This window comes from Citricoccus zhacaiensis, assembly GCF_014645315.1.
GTDB classification, from domain to species: domain Bacteria; phylum Actinomycetota; class Actinomycetes; order Actinomycetales; family Micrococcaceae; genus Citricoccus; species Citricoccus zhacaiensis.
This window is the reverse complement of the sequence record NZ_BMLQ01000003.1, coordinates 1-17288: the sequence shown is the minus strand read 5'-3', so window position 1 is coordinate 17288 and position 17288 is coordinate 1. Positions and strand designations below refer to the sequence as shown.

Genomic DNA, 17288 nt, shown 5'->3' with positions numbered 1-17288 from the left:
TCGATTCTCACTGAGCGAGAAGATGACCGCGATGCGGGTCACTCCCCGGGGTCCGGCAGCACTACGGGCTGGTGCTGCGGGAACACCGTGTCCGACGCCGGCATGGCCACCTGAGGGCCCAGCGCGCGGCTGATACCCCGGGCCGCGGCGAGCAGCATCGGTGCCAGTCCGGGCCGGAATTCCGAGGATCGGGGCACCACCACGCCGAGAGCCGCGACGGCCTGGCCCTCCGGCGAGAGGACCGGCACGGCGACGCCGGTGGCTTCCGAGTCGATCTGCCCGTCGACCGAGGCCCACCCCTGGCGGCGGATCTCGGCCAGTTGCTGGCGCAGCTCGGTCTCGGTGGGGTTGACCACCCCGCGGGCGTTGCCGGGGCCGGCGTCGTGCCCCGGACCAGCCACTGGCGCTCCGAGCTCCGCGGCGTGGTCTGCGAGGAAGGATGCGGTGACGTGGCGCCGGGCGAACGCCAGCAGCACGAGCCCGAGCGAGGTGGTGAACGTGGGCATGCGGCCGGCGATGGTGGCCTGATTGGGCACGGCCCCGCGCGCGGAGAGCCGCTCGAGGACCAGCACTCCGTGCGTGTCCAGCACCGCGATCTGCGTGTGTTGTCGCAGCACCGCCTGGACGTCGTCCATGTACGGCATGGCCGCCTGGCGCAGTGAGGTTCCCGGTGAGGAGCGCGAGGCCAGCTCCCACAGCTTCATTCCCGGCCGGACGTCACCGTCCGATCGTTCCAGGAGACCGGCTTCGGTGAGCCGGTCCACCCACCGGTAGGCGGTGGGCAGCGGGATGGCGGCCCGGCGGGCAAGGGCGGCGATCGAGAGGGCGGGCCGGTCGGCGTCGAAGGCGCCGAGGATCCGGATCAGCCGGTCCAGGGTGCTGTCCCCTGCCGACCGCCTGGTTCCTGGGCTCTCCGTCATGGTGTGAGCCTACCGAGATCGGCGTCCGCCCTACGCTCTGCGGGCCCGCGTCGCGTCGTCCACAGGGGCACCGTCCACGCCGTCGGCCCTGGCACCCGGGGTGCGTGTCACGGGCCGGGTGCGCGTCGGGCCGAGGCCCGGCACCGGACCGTCGGTGTGGCGGCACCAGCGTTCGCGTTCGCCGTCCGACAGGTCCTCCCAGGCCGGCGCTGGCGGCTGGCCCAGTCCGGGCAGCAACGCCATCCGCTGCTCGTAGAGCGCACGGCCGGCCTGCTCCCGGGCTGCGAGATCAATGGTCACATCCCGATTTTAGCCCCTGGCGCCGGTTCTCCGCTCAGGACCGTCCGGACTTTCGACTCCGGTACCACCGCTGCCCCGCGGACGAGGCCGTGGTGGTCATCCATTCCAGCGGGCCCTGGGACCGCTCCGTGACATTGCGCCAGAGCACCACGAACAGCAGGGCCAGGCCCACCTGCAGCCAGAACGAGATGTACGGGGACTCCTGCAGCAGTCCGGTCGCCAGGAAGATCAGGTGGACCACGTAGAGCGTGAGCGTCATGGAGCCGACCAGGGCCAGCGGCCGGAGCCACGTCCCGATCCGCTGACCCAGCCAGAGCATGGCCCCCAGGCAGGCCAAGGCCCAGCCCAGGGCATTGAGGACCTCCACGGGGGTCTCGGAATACGGTGACAGCATCAGCAGCCACCAGCCCGAGGTGATGTCCGGGGTGGTGAACTCCAGGCCCCAGGTCAGTGACCGCACCAGCTCGTCCTCCGTCAGCCCGGGCGTGGTCGCGAGGACCCGGTCGAACCCGCCGAGGACCTCGATGGACAGCCACGAGACGAGCCAGGTGACCAGTGCCATGGTCAGGCCCACCACCATCAGCCTGAGGTGGGTGTCCCGCAGGGTCAGGTTGAACCGTCCGACGGTGAGGCCGGCGCAGAGGAAGGCAGACCACGCCAGGACGGGGTAGGTGCCGGTGACCAGCAGTGCGGCGATCGTGGCGTCCGGCTCGGCGACGAGGGAGCCGAGCGACGGGTCATAACCGTCCAGGTTCGGCATCGCGTTGCCGACGAGGTGGATGAACAGCGACCCCGCCAGCGCGAACACTCCGGCCACGGTGGCGATCATCGGCGCGGGCGCCCCGAGCAGCGGTATGGCCATGAGGAACATGACACCGTAGTAGGTCAGGATGATCCCGGCCGGCGGATTGAGGATCGCCAGCATCAGCCCGATGACGATGAGCACCACGGCCCGGACGGCGATGCCGACCCGCTTGGCCGCCAGCGCCTCGCCGGTCGCCGGTTTGTTGCCTCCGGTCATCAGCGCCAGGGAGACGCCAGCCAGGAACGTGAACAAGGCGGCCGAGATGCCCGAGCCGAGGTCCCAGATCAGGGTGGTCTCGCCGGTCTCGGTCACCTCGGGCAGGACGTGGATGGCGATCATGCCGATCAGCGCGAGCCCGCGGGCGGCATCGAGGCCGACGATCCGCCTCGACCGGCGTGGCACGGCAACCACGGCTCCGTCCTGGGTGCCGAGGCGATCCGCTGGTCCGTCCGTCGAGGTCACCGGCCGACCCGTCCGACCGCGGCCTCTGCGGGAAGCCAGCCGGTGGGCACCCGGGCGGGATCCGCCGGCGCGCCCATCTCGGTCACCGTCCCGGCCAGGACGTGGCGCAGCTCGCGCCGCTGCCCCTCGGTCAGATCGACCAGTGGCAGGCGCACTGGTCCGCCGGGTAGTCCCAGGTCACCCAGCGCGGCCTTGGCCGACGCGGCACCGGGGGCCCAGAACATCCCGCGGAAGAGCGGCATGAGGTGGCGGTGCAGCGCCAGGGCCTCCGCGTTCCGGCCGTGGACGTGATGCTGCACCAGCTGGGTGAGCTGGTCACCCACCACGTGGCCGACCACCGACACGAAGCCGGTGGCCCCCACGGACAGCCAGGGCAGGTTCAGCGCATCGTCGCCCGAGTAGTACGCCAGGTGTGTCTGTCCCATGACCTCGGTGGCCCCCTCAAGATCGCCCTTGGCCTCCTTGACGGCCAGGATGCGTGGGTGCCGTGCGGCGGCCAGGACCGTCTCGGTCTCGATCGCGATGCCGGTGCGCTTGGGGATGTCGTAGATCATCACGGGAAGCTTGGTGGCGTCGGCCACGGCCAGCAGGTGCTTCAGCAGTCCGGCCTGGCCGGGGCAGGAATAATACGGTGCCACGACGAGCAGCCCGTCAGCACCGGACGAGGCCGCCTCCTTGGCCAGCTTGATGCTGTGGGCCGTGCTCCCGGCCCCGACGCCCGCGATCACTTTGCCGCCATGGGCTGCGGCACCCAGCTTGGCGGCGCGGATGGCCCGGGACTTCTCCCGGTCAGTGGTGGAGATCGACTCACCGGTGGTGCCGTTGACCACCACGGAATCGTTCCAGCCATCGCGGGTCAGCCAGGCAGCCAGCCGTTCCGTGCCCCGTTCGTCCAGCCGGCCGGCGTGGTCGAACGGCGTCACCATGGCGGTGATGACCCGGCCGAACGCAGCGGAGGCCGCATTCGGGGCGTTGGCAGTGGTCGAGTCGGTGTCGAGCCTGTCGGGAACCATACTCATCGTGCTTGCCCTTCAGTCGTGATGGTGCGGTTGATCGGATCGGTGCGCAGGGAGCCGGACGGGACAGGGCCCGAGGAGGCGGGCACGGCCACGGACGGGCCGGCTGACGTGGTCCACTTCCGATCCCAGCGGCTGATCGGATTGCCGGCCCAGCGCCCGTGGGCCGGAACGGTCTCCTGGGCCATGACCAACGAGCCGGGGCCCACGGTCGCGCCGTCTTCGACGACGCTGCCGGGCAGCAGCACGCTGTTCGGACCCAGGGTGGATCGATCCTCCATCCGGACGGGATCGATCCGCATGATGCGGTCGTGAAAGAGGTGGGTCTGGAGCACGGTGCCCCGATTGATGCTGACCCCGTGGCCGATCTCGATGACGTCGAACTCCGGCAGCCACCAGGTCTCGCACCACACGCGGCGGCCGACCTTCGCCCCCATGAGCCGCAGCCAGATGTTGAGCATCGGTGTGCCCAGGCTCATCCTGACCAGCCCGGGCACCGCCAGGGACTCGGAGAACACGTCCGCGAGCTCGTTCCGCCAGACGAAGCTCGTCCACAGGGCATGCCGGCCGGGTTTGAACCGTCCGACCAGGGCCCACTTGGCCACCAGGGCAATGGTGCAGGCCACGGTGCTGCTGGCGAGCATCACCAATCCGGACAGTGCCACCGCGGCCCAGAACCCGCCGTTGTCCAAGATCTCGGAGATGACCCAGACGGTGGCCAGGGCCAGCCAGGCGGCGATCATGAAGGGCAGGAGGCGGAAGGCCTCCACGGCCGCACGGGCGGCGACGAGCTGCGTGGGAGGGTCATAGGTCAGTCCGGAGTCTGCGCCGTCCACCGGCCGGGGCAGCTCGACGGCGGGGCGGCCGAAGAAGTTGGAGGCCTCCGGCATGTCCCGCGGCGCCGAGGAGAGCACGGCCACGAGGGAGCGGTCCGGCACGTGGCGGTCCGGACCGACGACGGCCGAGTTGCCGACGAAGGACCGGCTTCCCACGGAGGTCGGGCCCACGTGCATCCACCCCCGGCGCACCCGAGCCGAGGTGCCCATCGAGTGGTCGGCCATGAAGGACCGATCACCCAGGACGGTCAGGTGCGGGATCGACTCCAGCGTCGAGATCTCCACGTGGCGCCCCACCCGGGCACCGAGGAGTCGGAACCACAGCGGGGTCAGGACGCTGGCGTAGATCGGATAGACCGCGATGAGGGTCCTGGCGAGCAACAGGTTGCTGAGCCATACCGCCCAGCCGGCGGCCGAATGCAACGGATGCAGCCCTGGGACGATCAGCCGGGCCAGCAATCGGACCGCCCCTGCGATCAGGGACAGGAAGGTCAGCACTGTGAGCACGGCGAACACGGGGACCAGCGCGGCCAGGGCCCACAGCACGTCGGAGAGCAGTGCCAGTTGCTGGAACTGAACGGTCCACATCACCACGAGGGTTCCCGGCACCACCGACACCACCGGCAGCAGGCCCAGGCCGAACAGGGACAGCGGGAAGAGCAGCTGGACCCCACGGCGCCCGTGATGGGGCCGCTCGGACACCGGCCACTCGTCACCGGCCTGGCCGACGTACTCCATCTGCGAGCCGGCCCAGCGTTCACCGGCCGGAACCGGGCCAGAGACCACGGTCCCGGGATCGACCTCGGCGTTCTCCCCCAGGCAGGCGCCGTCCATGAGCACGGATCGGGTGCCCACGCGGGCCCCCGTGCCGATCTCCAGCGCGCCGACGTGGAGGTGATCGCCGTCCAGCCAATGCCCGCCCAGGTCGACCTCGTACTCGATCGACGCGCAGGCACCGACGCTCATCAGGCCGGTGACCGGCGGCATGGCATCCAGGTGGACGTCCCGGCCGATCCGGTTGCCGAGCAGACGGGCGTAGGCGATGCCCCAAGAGGTCCCCATGATCGGTTCCAGCTTGCCGAAGGTCACGATCCGTTCGGCGGCCCAGATCCTCAGGTGGACCGCTCCGCCCCGCGGATAGGTCCCGGGCGCGATCCCGGCGGTCAGCAGCCGCGATGCCGCCGCGGCGAACACGATCCGCGAGGGCAGGCTGAACAGCACGGCCCAGGCGGTGATCAGGATCCACACCGGCGGATTCGGCACCCACAGGGTCGGGAAGGGTGCCACGTTGAACAGGAACCAGCACACGATGCCGATGCCGGTCAGGTACCGCAGACCCGTGATCCCGTAGAGACCCAGGATCACGGGGAGCTGGACCAGCCCCGTCCACCACGGGGTGGGTTCACGCTCGCGTTCCTCGTCCTCGCCGGACTCCAGGCCTTCCAGGTGCGCAGCGAGCGCTCCCAGGGTGGGATGGGCGTAGATGTCCGCGATGGACACGTCCGGGTACTGGCTTCGCAGCTTCCCGACAAGATGGGCCGCCGCCAGGCTGGCCCCTCCCGAGGCGAAGAAGTCGCTGTCCCCGTCCAGCGGGAGCGGGCCGAGCAGCTCGGTCCACAGGTCGGCGATCCAGCCCTCGGTCCCGCTCAACTGGTGCCCGGAGCCGTCGGCCTGCTGCACCGGCCAGGGCAGGGCCTTCCGGTCCACCTTGCCGGAGGTCTTCAGCGGCAATTCGTCCATGACGGCCAGCGCCGGCACCAAGGGGGCCGGAAGCTGCTCGGCCAGGCGGCGCCGCAGGGCGCTCAGGTCCAGGGTGGTTCCGGGCTCAGGCAACAGGTAGCCGGCCAGGACCTTGTTCCCGCTCGGGGTGGACTGGACGGCGGCCGCCCCGGCGGCCACGCCGGGCAGGCGGCTCAGGGTGTCATCGATCTCACCCAGTTCCACGCGGCGGCCGCCGAGCTTGATCTGATCGTCCACCCGCCCGGCGAACAACAGCCCGTCGGGTTCGGCGACCACGAGGTCGCCGCTGCGGTAGGCGCGCTCCCAACCCAGGGAGGGCATCGGGGCGTACTTCTCGGCGTCCTTGGCCGCGTCCAGGTACCGTCCCAGCCCGACGCCGCCGATGATGAGCTCACCGGTCTCGCCCCACCGGACCGGATCGCCTTGGGGGTCGACGACGGCCAGTTCCCATCCCCGCAGCGGCAGCCCGATCGACACGGGGCCGTCCCCGTCCAGCGCGGCGCCGCAGGCGATGACGGTTGCCTCCGTCGGGCCATAGGTGTTCCACAGTTCCCGCCCCGGGCCGGCCAGCCTCGTCACGAGTTCACCCGGCAGGGCCTCGCCGCCGAAGATCAGCAGACGGATGTTGTCCAGGGCCTCCTGCGGCCACATGGCCGCCAGGGTGGGCACAGTGGAGACAGCGGTGATGCGCCGTTCGGCCAGCCAGGGGCCGAGATCCTCACCGGAACGGACGAGTGAGCGTGGCGCCGGCACCAGGCAGGCACCGTTGCGCCAGGCCAGCCACATCTCCTCACAGGAGGCGTCGAAGGCCACCGACAGTCCGGCCAGCACCCGGTCACCCCGCGTCAGCGGCTCGGCCTGGAGGAACATCTGCGCCTCGGCGTCCGCCCAGGCCGCAGCGGACCGATGGGTGATGGCCACGCCCTTGGGCTTGCCCGTGGAGCCGGACGTGAAGATGATCCACGCGTCGTCCTCCGGATGCGGCTCGGGGGCCCCGCCCACCGTGGCCACGCCCGGCCGGGCCGAGATCGTCAGGCCCTCGGTCACGACGGCGCACACCCCGGCCTCGGCCCAGACCGTGCCGGCGCGCTCGTCCGGCTCGTCCGCGTCGACGGGCACGTAGGCAGCACCGGCTGTGAGGGTCCCGAGGATCGCCACGTAGAGGTCGATACTGCCGGAGGGCACACGGATTCCCACGCGGTCCCCCGCGCCGATGTCCATGGACCACAGGCGCCGGGCCATCTCGTCCACCCGCTCACCGAACTCGGCGTAGCTGAGGGCGGTGGTGCCGTCGTCCACGGCCTGGGCCCCCGGGTAGCTGGCGATGGTCTCCCGCAGGATGTCCACGAGGGTCCGTGGCGTGGCGGCCGGTCCACCGGAGTACAGGGCCAGTTCCTCCGTGAGGGACGGCTCCTGCGTACGACCGTGCTCGGTTTCGGCCGTCAGGACTGCGTTGCCGCGTCCCCCACCCGAGGTCGTCGGGGTCCGTTCATCGTTCGCCGTGGCATTTCGGTGGTCCTGCGGCAATTTTCCCCCATGAGTCGGTACGGGGTGATTCCTCATCCCCGGTCTCTTTGGCCTGTCGTGGGACCGCTCGACGGTCCGGAGGCATGCAGACCCGTGCCCCGCATGTCCGTACCCACCGGCCGGTAACAGGGGCGTTACGGGATAGCGACCGGTGGGCACGTACTGCCCTCTAAGACCGTAGGCATACGGCCTACTGGTTCTTCACCTGTCCGGTACCCGATCTCCACGTGGACTCCCGTGATCTACTGGCGGGTAACCCTCGAACCGATGAGTCGAATTCCTCAACCTGGACCTGAACACCCCTGTCAGATGGAATGTGGACGGACGACGCGTGGGACGGCCCCGCGCGGGCGCGAAGGTGGCTCCTGGGGCTCGAGACGGTGTCGAGGCGGCCGGGGCCGGAACCGCGGCGTCGTCGGGTGACACCCGGGCGGCGTCGAGCAGTCCCGGGTGGCATCGGAGCAGTATCGGGCGGCGTCGAGTGGCATCAGGGCGGACCATAATGGAGGAATGAAGGGCCCCCTGCGCCGGAACCGGCGCACCGCATCGGTCACGGCGCCGACCGCAGTCGTGATGATCGCTGTGGCCATCGCCGCGACCGTGACCGGTTGCATGGTGGCGCCTCCGCCGGGCGGTGGGGCGTCGGGCGGGCCCACGGCGACGGCATCGACAGAGCCGCCGGAGCCGATGGAGGCGGCGCCGGCCACCTCGGGGCCGTGCCACCGCCTCTCGGACGGGGAAGTCCGCTTCGATACCGGGGACGCCCAACGCGTGGTGTTCGCCCTCGGAGAGCAGCGGGAGACCACCGAGGCGACCTTGACGAGCTGCCATCGAGTGCAAGGCGGATACGCGGAAGAATGGGTCCGGCCGGCCAGGATCGGCTCCGGTGGGTTCGGCCCCGTGGACACGACCGAGGTCAATACCCTGCAGACCCCGACGGGTTCCTACACGATGACCGAGGGGTTCGGACGAGTGGACCCGGGGACGGACCTGGAATACCACGAGCTGTCGCCCGACAGCCATTGGGGCGGGCGGCCGGGACCGCACTTCAACCAGTACTTCGAGGGTGAGGGCCAGTGGCCGGACGAAGGTCTGTGGGAGTTGATGGAGGATGGGCTCTACGAGCAGGCCGTCGTGGTCAACTTCAACCGGCCTCCGGACACCGAGGCCCGGCCCGGACTCTCGTTCGCGATCTTCCTGCACGCTGGCATGGCGGAGTCGTGGGGTTGCGTGTCCACAGATGCGGACACCGTCGTACAAGTCCTCCGCAACGCCGTGCCCGGCGACCGGTTCGTCCTGGGTGCCGAAGGAGACGTCTTCACCGGCGGCAGCACGACGCCGGCTGACGGACGGTCCGACGGCGGAGCCGCTGTCCAGATTGATTGACCACGCAGCGCGCCCCGGCAACCGCAGCACCGTCGTACTTCGCGGCCGCCGGGGCACACTGTCCCGGTTGGCGTGGTCGGCGTTGCCCTACCGGGCGATGGCGTCCTCGGGGCGGAAGCCCTTCTTGGCGAGCTGGATCTGTTCGTAGACGTGGTGGCGGAGTTCGGAGAAACGCTGGGAGGAGCGGGTCTCGAGCTGATCGCGCTCGTCCGGCAGGTCGATCAGGACATCTTCCTGGATCACGGTCGGTGAGGAGGACAGGATGATGACGCGTTCGCCGAGGTAGACGGACTCGTCGATGTCATGGGTGACGAACAGGACGGAGACGCCGAGCTTCTTCCAGACGCTGCGGACGAGGTCTTCCAGGTCGGCGCGGGTCTGGGCGTCCACGGCGGCGAAGGGCTCGTCCATGAGCAGCACCTGGGGCTGGTAGGCCACGGCGCGGGCGATGGCCACGCGCTGCTGCATGCCGCCGGAGAGCTGCCAGGGGTAGGACTTGGGCACGTGGGCCAGGCCCACGGCCTCGAGGGCGTTGTCCACGAGCTCGTCCCGCTTGGCCTTGTCCATCCCGGCGTTCTTCAGGGGCAGTTCCACGTTGTCCCGCACCCGCATCCAGGGGAACAAGGAGCGGCCGTACTCCTGGAAGACCACGGCCATGGACTTCGGCGGACCGGTGACCTTCTTGCCATGCAGGGTGACCTCCCCGGCGCTGGGGGCCAGCAGCCCCGCGATGCACTTCAGCAGCGTGGTCTTGCCGGATCCGGAGGGCCCGACCAGGCAGGCCAGCTGGCCCTGGGGCAGGTCGAAGGTGAGGTTGCGGACGGCTTCGATGTCGCCGCCGTCGGTGTGGTACACCTTCTTCATGTTCCGCACGGAGAGCATGGCCTGACCGTCCGGCATGGTCTTGCCGACGGTGATCAGTCCGTCCGGGGTCTCGGCCACGCCGCCCTGGGAGATGACGGTGCCTGCGGTGGAGGTCTGGTCAGAAGTCATGGTGGCTTCCTTTTCGGTGTGAGACTCGGGGGATGAATCGGCGTGCACTGGATGGGGGCTGACGGATTCGGTGGGCTCAGGCCGCATTCTCGATCTCCCTCAGGCCGTGGTACCAGCGCAGTACGTTGCGCTCGATGAGCTGGAAGATGAAGGACATGATCACGCCGATGATGCCCAGCAGCACGATGCCGGACCACATCTCCGGGATCGCGAAGGACCGCTGGAACTGCACGATGGTGAAGCCCAGCCCGGAGGAGGCGGCGAACATCTCGGAGATGACCATCAGGATCAGCGCGATCGACAGGGACTGGCGGATGCCGGCCATGATCTGCGGCATGGCCGAGGGGAGAATGAGATAGCGGACGCGGTTGAAGCCCTTGATCCCGTAGGTGTGCGTGGTGTCCGAGAGGACCTCGTCCATCGAGCGCACGCCCTCGATCGTGTTCAGCAGGATCGGCCAGACGGCTCCGGAGATGATGACGGCGACCTTCATGTCATCGCCGATGCCGATCAGCAGCATCAGTACCGGGATCAGCACGGTCGGCGGGATCGCGCGGAAGAACTCCAGCGTGGGTTCGGTCAGGGCGCGCAGCCAGCGCACGGAGCCGATGAGCAGCCCCGCCACGATGCCGATGATGATCGAGCCGGCGATCCCGATCAGCAGGCGGGTCAGCGAGGGGATGACATCCGTGGTGATCCGGTCCCCGGTCCAGGTGGCGAAGAACGTCTCCACCAGCAGTGCCGGGGTGGGCACGAAGAAGTTCTTCTCCCCCACGGCGGTGGAGATGTACCAGATCAGCACCAGGATCACGGGCAGGGCCGCGATGAAGAACAACCCCTTCAGCGCCCCGGTGGCGCGCTTGGAGGCAGGGCGGGGCTGCCGGGGCCCCGAGGGGCCTTTCGGGGAGACGGCCCGGTTGGCCTGGGCGGCCCCGGTGGAGCTGTCCGGCAGGTTGGTGTGCGAGGCGAGGGGGATTTCGGCGCTCACTTGGCGACCTCCGTTCGGACCGAGGAGTGCCAGGACAGCACCTTGCGCTCGATCATGCGCATGACCAGGTTGATGATGACGCCGAGCAGGCCGGTCGCCAGGATGAGGGCGTACATCGCCACGTAGGAGCCACCGGACTGGGCCTTGGCGATCTCGGCGCCCAGTCCCGGGTTGCCGATGATCAGCTGGGCGGTGATCGCCAGGATCAGGGCCACCGCCGAGGCCAGGCGCACCCCCGTCATCAGGTACGGCAACGCCGTGGGGAAGATGACGTAGCGCAGCCGCGCCAGCGGACCGAGCCCGTAGGACCGTGCCGTGTTCATGGCCACGTTGTCCACATCGGCCACCCCGTACAGGACCTGGATCAGCACCTGCCAGAAGGAGGCGTACACGATCAGCAGCAGGGCCGACTCGATCTCCACACCGAACAGCAGCACCGCCAGCGGGATCAACGCCACCGACGGCACCGGTCGCATGAACTCGATGGTCGAGTTCGTGAACCGGCGCAGGAACGTGGACGAGCCGATCAGAAAGCCCAGCACAGTCGCCGCGATACACGCGATCAGCATGCCCAGCAGCCACTGCCACATCGTGTCCCCGACGGCCTGCCAGAACGCGGTCAGCCCGACGTTCCGGAACAGATCCGCGATGGCCTCCGAGGCCGGGGGCAGGAACGTCGGATTCACGATCCCGGTGCGCGGCAGCACCTCCCAGATCACCAGGAAGCCCAGCAGGCCCACCAGCCCGAGGGACTTGGTCCCCCAATCGCGGCGCGGCTTGCGCGTGGCCCGGGACGGACCGGACGACGTCGGCCGTCCGGTCACCCCGGACTGCGCCACCGAGGTGCGCGGAGCCGCCGGATCCGGCCGCGTGGGGATATCGAGGCCGGCCACGGTGGCCGCATCGGTGTGCCGCCGGGTATCTCCCCGGCGGCGGTCGGAACCACTGGAGGACTCGAGACGGTGCAACCGCTCGACCTCCGATTCACGGTGGATGTCTCCGGACCCGCCCGGGCCATGCTGGCCCGGCGCGCCGGTGGACGGGGTTGGTTCAGTCATCGATCGAGGTGCTCCGCTCGCGACAGGGGGTGGTCGTTGGGGACGGCTATGCTGACATTTTCGTCAACAATATTGTGACCCGTCCCACAGGCTGTAACCAGACTAGACACGAGTGAGACTTAGTTCAAGAGTTCAACAATATTGACTGTCAAGTGAATTACCGCCCAGGAGAAGCCGTCCCACCCGGCGGTCTGCCAGCGCCCAGGAGGCACGCATGCTCGACCTGAACCTCATCCGGGTCTTCGTCGCGGTCATGGAGGAGGGCACCCTGACTGCCGCTGCGGCGCGCTTGAACCTCACCCAGCCGTCCGTCACGCATTCCGTCAACCGTCTTCGGCGCGCCACGGGCGATGAGCTGTTCGCCCGCTCGGGCCGCGGGGTGGTGCCGACCCGGGCTGCCCGCCAGCTCTACGCGGAGGTGGCCACCATGCCCGCCGCGGCTGACGCTGCGGTGGCCAGCCTCGCAGATTTCGAACCCGCCCACGCCGCCGCCACCTTCCGGATCGCCGTCACCGACCTCGGTCAGCTGGTGTTCCTGCCCCGGTTGGTCCCCGCCCTCGCCGCCACCGCGCCCGGCTGCAGCCTGGACGTGGTCCAGCTGGACACCACCACCGCCGCGGACCTGCTGACGGCCGGGGTCCTCGACCTGGCGATCGCCTCCGCCCGTCCCCGCGGTGAGGTCCACGCCCTGCCCCTGCGCCGTGACCGCTACGTCTGCATCGCCCGCCGCGGCCGCCTCGGACCGGGGCGCCCGACGGCCGAGGACATCTCCCGCGCCGCCCGGGTGGTCATCCGCGGCTCCACCGGTCACACGCTCATCGAGGACCGCATGCCGCCACCGGCCGGCGGGTCCGTGGCCGTCTCCAGCTTCTCCGCCATCCCCGCCCTGGTGGCCGGCACGGACCTGCTCGCCTTCGTGCCGGAGATCCTCCTCGCGGAGTGGTTCCACGCCTGGGACATCGAGCAATGGCCCCTGCCCTATGAGGATACCGACGTGACCGTGCACGCCTACGCGGCACCCCGGCCGCCAACCTCGGCCACGGCCTGGTTCGTCCCCTGGGCCGTCGACCAGCTCCGGGACCTCGGCACAACGAGACACTCCACCGAGGGCCCGAACCTATAGATCAGATCTATGTTTGACACACAGAACGATCATTGGACCGCGTGTGATCCGCATCATACGGTGCCTCTATGACCCCTCCATCACTGACACCGTCACCGACACCACCCCTCAACCGAGACCTCAGCCGACCCCACGCGCGCCGCGGACGCCTCCGGTCGCTCGCGTCCGGCGTCGGCATCCTCACCGTCAGCCTCACCGTCACCCTGGGGCTGGCCGCCTGCGGTTCCGGCGCGCCGTCCGGCGGAGAGGAGGCGACGTCGGCCGGCACCGAGACCGGCAGCGGCTCGGAGGACCTGACCCCCATCCGGGTCGGGGCCATCCCCATCGGTGACGTCGCCCCGATCCACGTGGGCGTGAAGGAGGGCTTCTTCGAGGAGGAGGGCCTGGACGTCGAGGTGGTGAACACCTCCGGCGGTGCCATCGCCGTGCCCGGCGTGGTGGCCGGTGACTATGACTTCGCCTTCGGCAACACCGTCTCCCTCATGGTGGCCCGGGACCAGGGCCTGCCGCTGCAGTACGTCGCCAACGGCACCACCACCACGGGCGAGGAGGGCAAGGACTTCGCGGCCGTCATCGCCCTGGAGGACTCCGAGCTGGAGACCACCGCGGACCTGCAGGGCCAGACCGCCTCCTCGAACAACCTGATGAACATCGGTGACACCTCGATCCGCCTCGCGGTGGACAACGCGGGCGGTGATGGCGCGGACATGGACTTCATCGAGCTGGCCTTCGGCGATGCCGCGGCCGCCGTGCAGAACGGCCAGGTGGAGGCGGCCCTCGTCCTGGAGCCGTACCTGACCCAGTCCCTCGACGCCGGCCTGAAGGCCGTGTCCTGGCCCTACGCCGAGGCCCACCCGGACCTGGACATCGGTGGCTACTTCACCACGGAGGAGGTCATCGAGCAGCGGCCGGAGGACGTCGAGGCGTTCACCCGCGCCATGCGCAAGTCCATGGAGTACAGCCAGGAGAACCCGGACGTGGTCCGCGAGGTGATCGGCGAGTACACCGAGACGGACCCGGAGATCCTGGAGCGCATCACCCTGCCGCGCTTCAAGGCGGACTTCTCCCGCGAGGCCATGACCGCCCTCGGCGAGGCCGCCGTGAAGTACGGCGTCATCGACGAGGCCCCGGATCTGGACGCCCTGCTGCCGGAGGGAACCGAATGACCACCACGGCACCGCAGCACGAGACCATGACGCCCACACCCCCGGCAGCCCTGAAGGTCAGTGAGGCCGTCGGGCGGATCATCGCCCGTATGGGCGCCGCACACGTGTTCGGCGTGGTCGGCTCCGGCAACTTCCGGGCCACCAACGCGCTGATCGCCCCGAGCGACCAGCGTCCGGATGGGATCCCCTTCACCGCGGCCCGGCATGAGATGGGCGCCGCCTGCATGGCCGACGCCTACTCCCGCTCCACCGGCCGGCTCTCCGTGGTCACCGTCCACCAGGGCTGCGGGCTGTCCAACGCCCTCACCGGCATCGGTGAGGCCGCCAAGTCCCGCACCCCCGTGCTCGTGATCTCCGGGGACACCCCGGGTGGTCAGTACGGTTCGAACTTCTACATCGACCAGGACAAGGTGGTCGAGGGCATGGGCGCGGTGGCCGAGCGGCTGCACTCCCCCGCCTCGGCCGTGGCAGACACCATCCGCGCCGTGACCCGGGCCGTCAACGACCGGCGCACCGTGGTGCTGTCCATGCCCCTGGACGTCCAGGAGGGCACCATCCCGGAGGGCCAGCGCTCCCTGGTGGAATCGGTGGCCCCGCCCGTACCGCCCACGCCCGCCGGCGCCGCGCCGGAGGCGGTCGAGCGAATCGCCGAGCTGCTGGCCGGCGCCGAGCGTCCGGTGATCGTGGGCGGCCGGGGTGCCGCGGCCGGCGTCGGGCCCATCCGTGCCCTGGCCGAGCGCGCCGGAGCGCTGCTGACCACCTCGGCGGTGGGGCGCGGGCTCTTCCACGAGGACCCGTGGCACCTGGACGTGATGGGCGGCTTCTCCACGGACGGGGCCGCCGAGCTGGTGCGCCAGGCCGACGTGATGCTCGTGTTCGGCGCGGCCCTGAACCGGTGGACCACCCGGGACGGCACGCACCTGCGCGGCAAGACCGTCATCCAGGTGGACGACACCCCGCGCGCGTTCGGCCTCCACTACCCGGTGGACCTGGAGGTGTTGGGCGACGCCGGCCTCACCGCCTCCGCTGCCGCCGTCGCCTTGGGTGAACGGCTGGCTTCCACCGGGGGCGCGCAGACGGGCTACCGGACCGAGGAGACCCGTGCCCGGGTGGCGGAGTCGCTGCACTGGCGCGATCAGCCCTTCGAGGACGTCTCCGAGCCTGTGATCGCGGGTGATCCGGACAGCGGGCGGATCGATCCGCGGCTGCTGACCAACCGGCTGGACGAGATGGTCCCGATGGAACGGATAGTGGTCCCGGACGGCGGCAACTTCAACGCCTACCCGGCCATGCACTTCCGGGTGCCGGACAACACCGGCTACTGCGTGCCCCTGGCGTTCCAGTCGATCGGTCTGGCCCTGTCCAGCGCCATGGGATCCCAACTGGCCTCCCCGGACCGGATCGCCATTGCCGGCGTGGGTGACGGCGGGCTGCTGATGTCCCTCGTGGAGCTGGAGACCGCCGTGCGGTTGAAGATGCCGCTGATGGTGGTGGTCTACAACGACGCGGCCTACGGGGCCGAGGTGCACCACTTCGTCCACGAGACCGACCGCCTGGACACGGTGCAGTTCCCGCCGACGGACATCGCGGCCATCGCTGCCGGCTTCGGCTGCTCGTCGGTGACCGTGCGGCAGGAATCCGACCTGGGTGCCGTGCAGGAGTGGCTGGACGGTCCGCGGGACCGGCCGATCCTCATCGACGCGAAGATCGCCGACTTCCCCTCCTGGGTGCTGGCCCACAGCTTCGCGGAAGGAGAATGACCGTGGACACGCGAAACACCCGACTGACCCGGCGGGGGTTGCTCGCCGTGGGGACGGCGGCCCTGGTGGCCGGGACCGCCGCCGCCTGCGGGCAGGGTGATCCCTCTGGCGGTGGTGACACCGGTGGAGACGCCACATCAGCTGGCGGATCGGCTGGCGGTTCCGGAGACCTGCGCGCGGTGACGGTCGGGGCGATCCCGATCGTCGACGTCGCGCCCCTGCACCTGGCCAAGGAGCAGGGCTTCTTCGAGGAGGCCGGCCTGGACGTCACGATCGAGTCGACCTCCGGTGGCGCCATCTCCTTCCCGGGGGTCTCCTCGGGCCAGTTCGACTTCGCCTTCGGCAACGTGGTGTCCATGATGGTGGCCCGTTCGCAGGGCATCGGCCTGAAGTTCTTCTGCTCCGGCAGCACCACCACGGGCGAACCCGGCCAGGACAACGTGGCGCTCATCGCGGCCCCGGACTCCGGATTCGAGAGCATCCGCGATCTGGCGGGCAAGACGCTGTCCTCGAACCAGCTGGCGAACATCGGGGACACGGCGTGCCGTCAGGTCATGGACAAGGCCGGCGGAGACGGCGGGTCCCTGGAGTTCATGGAGATGGCCTTCCCGGACGTCCAGGCGGCGTTGGAGAACGGGCAGCTCGACGCCGGAGTCGTGGTGGAACCCTTCGTCACCCCTGCATTGGAAGCCGGCATGGTGGCCGTCTCCTGGCCGTATGCGGAGGCCAACCCCGAACTCGACACCGGTGGGTACTTCGCGAGCGAGGAGACCCTCGAGAACGATCCGGACCTGGTGCGGTCCTTCCGGGAGGCCTTGGTCCGCGGACTGGAGTATGCCCAGCAGAACCCGGACGAGGTCCGCCGGATCACCGGCACCTACACCCAGACCCCGCCGGAGGTGCTGGAGAAGATGAAGCTGCCCCGGTTCCGGCCCGAGTTCAACCTGGCGGCCCAGGAGGAGCTGGCCGAGACCGCCCGCACCTACGGGACGGTCACCGGGGAGCTGTCCGTGCCGGACATGTTCGCCGAACTCTGAGGCACGCCCGGTCTCCCGCTTTCAGTCGAGTTCGGGACTCTTCTATGTCTGTCAAGCCGCGGTCGGGACTGTGGCTGAGGTGTTGAGGGTCCGGTAGACGCGGCGGGCTAGGTAGCGTTTGATGCAGCGGCGGATTTCCTTGTCGGTGCGTTGCTCGTTCCGTCGTTTCTC

General features: G+C 69.8%; 13 protein-coding genes and 1 pseudogene. 5 read left to right on the top strand and 9 right to left on the bottom strand.

The annotated features are described in order from the left end of the window. Positions 1-38: 38 nt before the first annotated feature. Genes IEX49_RS05670 through IEX49_RS05650 form a run of 5 tightly spaced genes read right to left on the bottom strand, consistent with a single transcriptional unit; the run spans position 39 to position 7606 of the window. Entirely contained in the window at positions 39-920 is an 882-nt protein-coding gene (locus IEX49_RS05670) for an IclR family transcriptional regulator (protein WP_188805104.1), read from the bottom strand. 30 nt (positions 921-950) lie between these two features. After that, entirely contained in the window at positions 951-1220 is a 270-nt protein-coding gene (locus tag IEX49_RS05665) for a hypothetical protein (RefSeq protein WP_188805102.1), read from the bottom strand. A gap of 34 nt (positions 1221-1254) precedes the next feature. Next, complete coding sequence (locus IEX49_RS05660) at positions 1255-2436, bottom strand: heparan-alpha-glucosaminide N-acetyltransferase domain-containing protein (RefSeq protein WP_188805100.1); 1182 nt, start codon at positions 2434-2436, stop codon at positions 1255-1257. 47 nt (positions 2437-2483) lie between these two features. Beyond that, the gene (gene dapA, locus IEX49_RS05655; protein WP_229672304.1) at positions 2484-3506 is read right to left on the bottom strand and encodes a 4-hydroxy-tetrahydrodipicolinate synthase; all 1023 of its coding nucleotides are present in this window, start codon (positions 3504-3506) and stop codon (positions 2484-2486) included. Next, positions 3503-7606, bottom strand: a complete 4104-nt coding sequence (locus tag IEX49_RS05650; RefSeq protein ID WP_229672302.1) for a Pls/PosA family non-ribosomal peptide synthetase — start codon at positions 7604-7606, stop codon at positions 3503-3505. The genes dapA and IEX49_RS05650 overlap by 4 nt, the downstream gene beginning before the upstream one ends. A gap of 510 nt (positions 7607-8116) precedes the next feature. Between IEX49_RS05650 and IEX49_RS05645 the strand changes: the two genes are divergently transcribed. Further along, a complete protein-coding gene (locus tag IEX49_RS05645) occupies positions 8117-8992 on the top strand; it encodes a hypothetical protein (RefSeq protein ID WP_188805097.1) in 876 nt (291 codons plus the stop codon). Positions 8993-9079: 87 nt separating this feature from the next. Here the strand turns inward: IEX49_RS05645 and IEX49_RS05640 are convergent, their stop codons facing one another. The 3 genes from IEX49_RS05640 to IEX49_RS05630 all read right to left on the bottom strand — a co-directional run bounded on the left by IEX49_RS05640 (position 9080) and on the right by IEX49_RS05630 (position 11716). Then, a complete protein-coding gene (locus IEX49_RS05640) occupies positions 9080-9892 on the bottom strand; it encodes an ABC transporter ATP-binding protein (protein ID WP_373286693.1) in 813 nt (270 codons plus the stop codon). 169 nt (positions 9893-10061) lie between these two features. Beyond that, the gene (locus IEX49_RS05635; RefSeq protein ID WP_188805515.1) at positions 10062-10829 is read right to left on the bottom strand and encodes an ABC transporter permease; all 768 of its coding nucleotides are present in this window, start codon (positions 10827-10829) and stop codon (positions 10062-10064) included. Positions 10830-10969: 140 nt separating this feature from the next. Continuing rightward, positions 10970-11716, bottom strand: coding sequence for an ABC transporter permease (locus IEX49_RS05630; protein ID WP_373286692.1), 747 nt, complete (start codon positions 11714-11716; stop codon positions 10970-10972). 529 nt (positions 11717-12245) lie between these two features. On the opposite strand from IEX49_RS05630, the gene IEX49_RS05625 reads away from it, so the two are divergent. From IEX49_RS05625 to IEX49_RS05610, 4 genes are all read left to right on the top strand, one after another. Then, positions 12246-13154 (top strand): LysR family transcriptional regulator, encoded by a 909-nt coding sequence (locus tag IEX49_RS05625; protein WP_188805093.1) that lies wholly within the window; start codon positions 12246-12248, stop codon positions 13152-13154. 68 nt (positions 13155-13222) lie between these two features. Next, a complete protein-coding gene (locus tag IEX49_RS05620) occupies positions 13223-14320 on the top strand; it encodes an ABC transporter substrate-binding protein (protein WP_188805091.1) in 1098 nt (365 codons plus the stop codon). Next, positions 14317-16080 carry a thiamine pyrophosphate-binding protein gene (locus IEX49_RS05615; protein ID WP_229672299.1) on the top strand — a complete coding sequence of 588 codons (1764 nt, stop codon included), beginning with the start codon at positions 14317-14319 and terminating at the stop codon, positions 16078-16080. Before IEX49_RS05620 ends, IEX49_RS05615 begins: the two co-directional genes overlap by 4 nt. 2 nt (positions 16081-16082) lie before the next feature. Next, positions 16083-17117, top strand: coding sequence for an ABC transporter substrate-binding protein (locus IEX49_RS05610; protein WP_229672298.1), 1035 nt, complete (start codon positions 16083-16085; stop codon positions 17115-17117). A gap of 51 nt (positions 17118-17168) precedes the next feature. Here the strand turns inward: IEX49_RS05610 and IEX49_RS16770 are convergent. Continuing rightward, positions 17169-17288: pseudogene (locus tag IEX49_RS16770) on the bottom strand (IS110 family transposase); the annotation flags it as partial.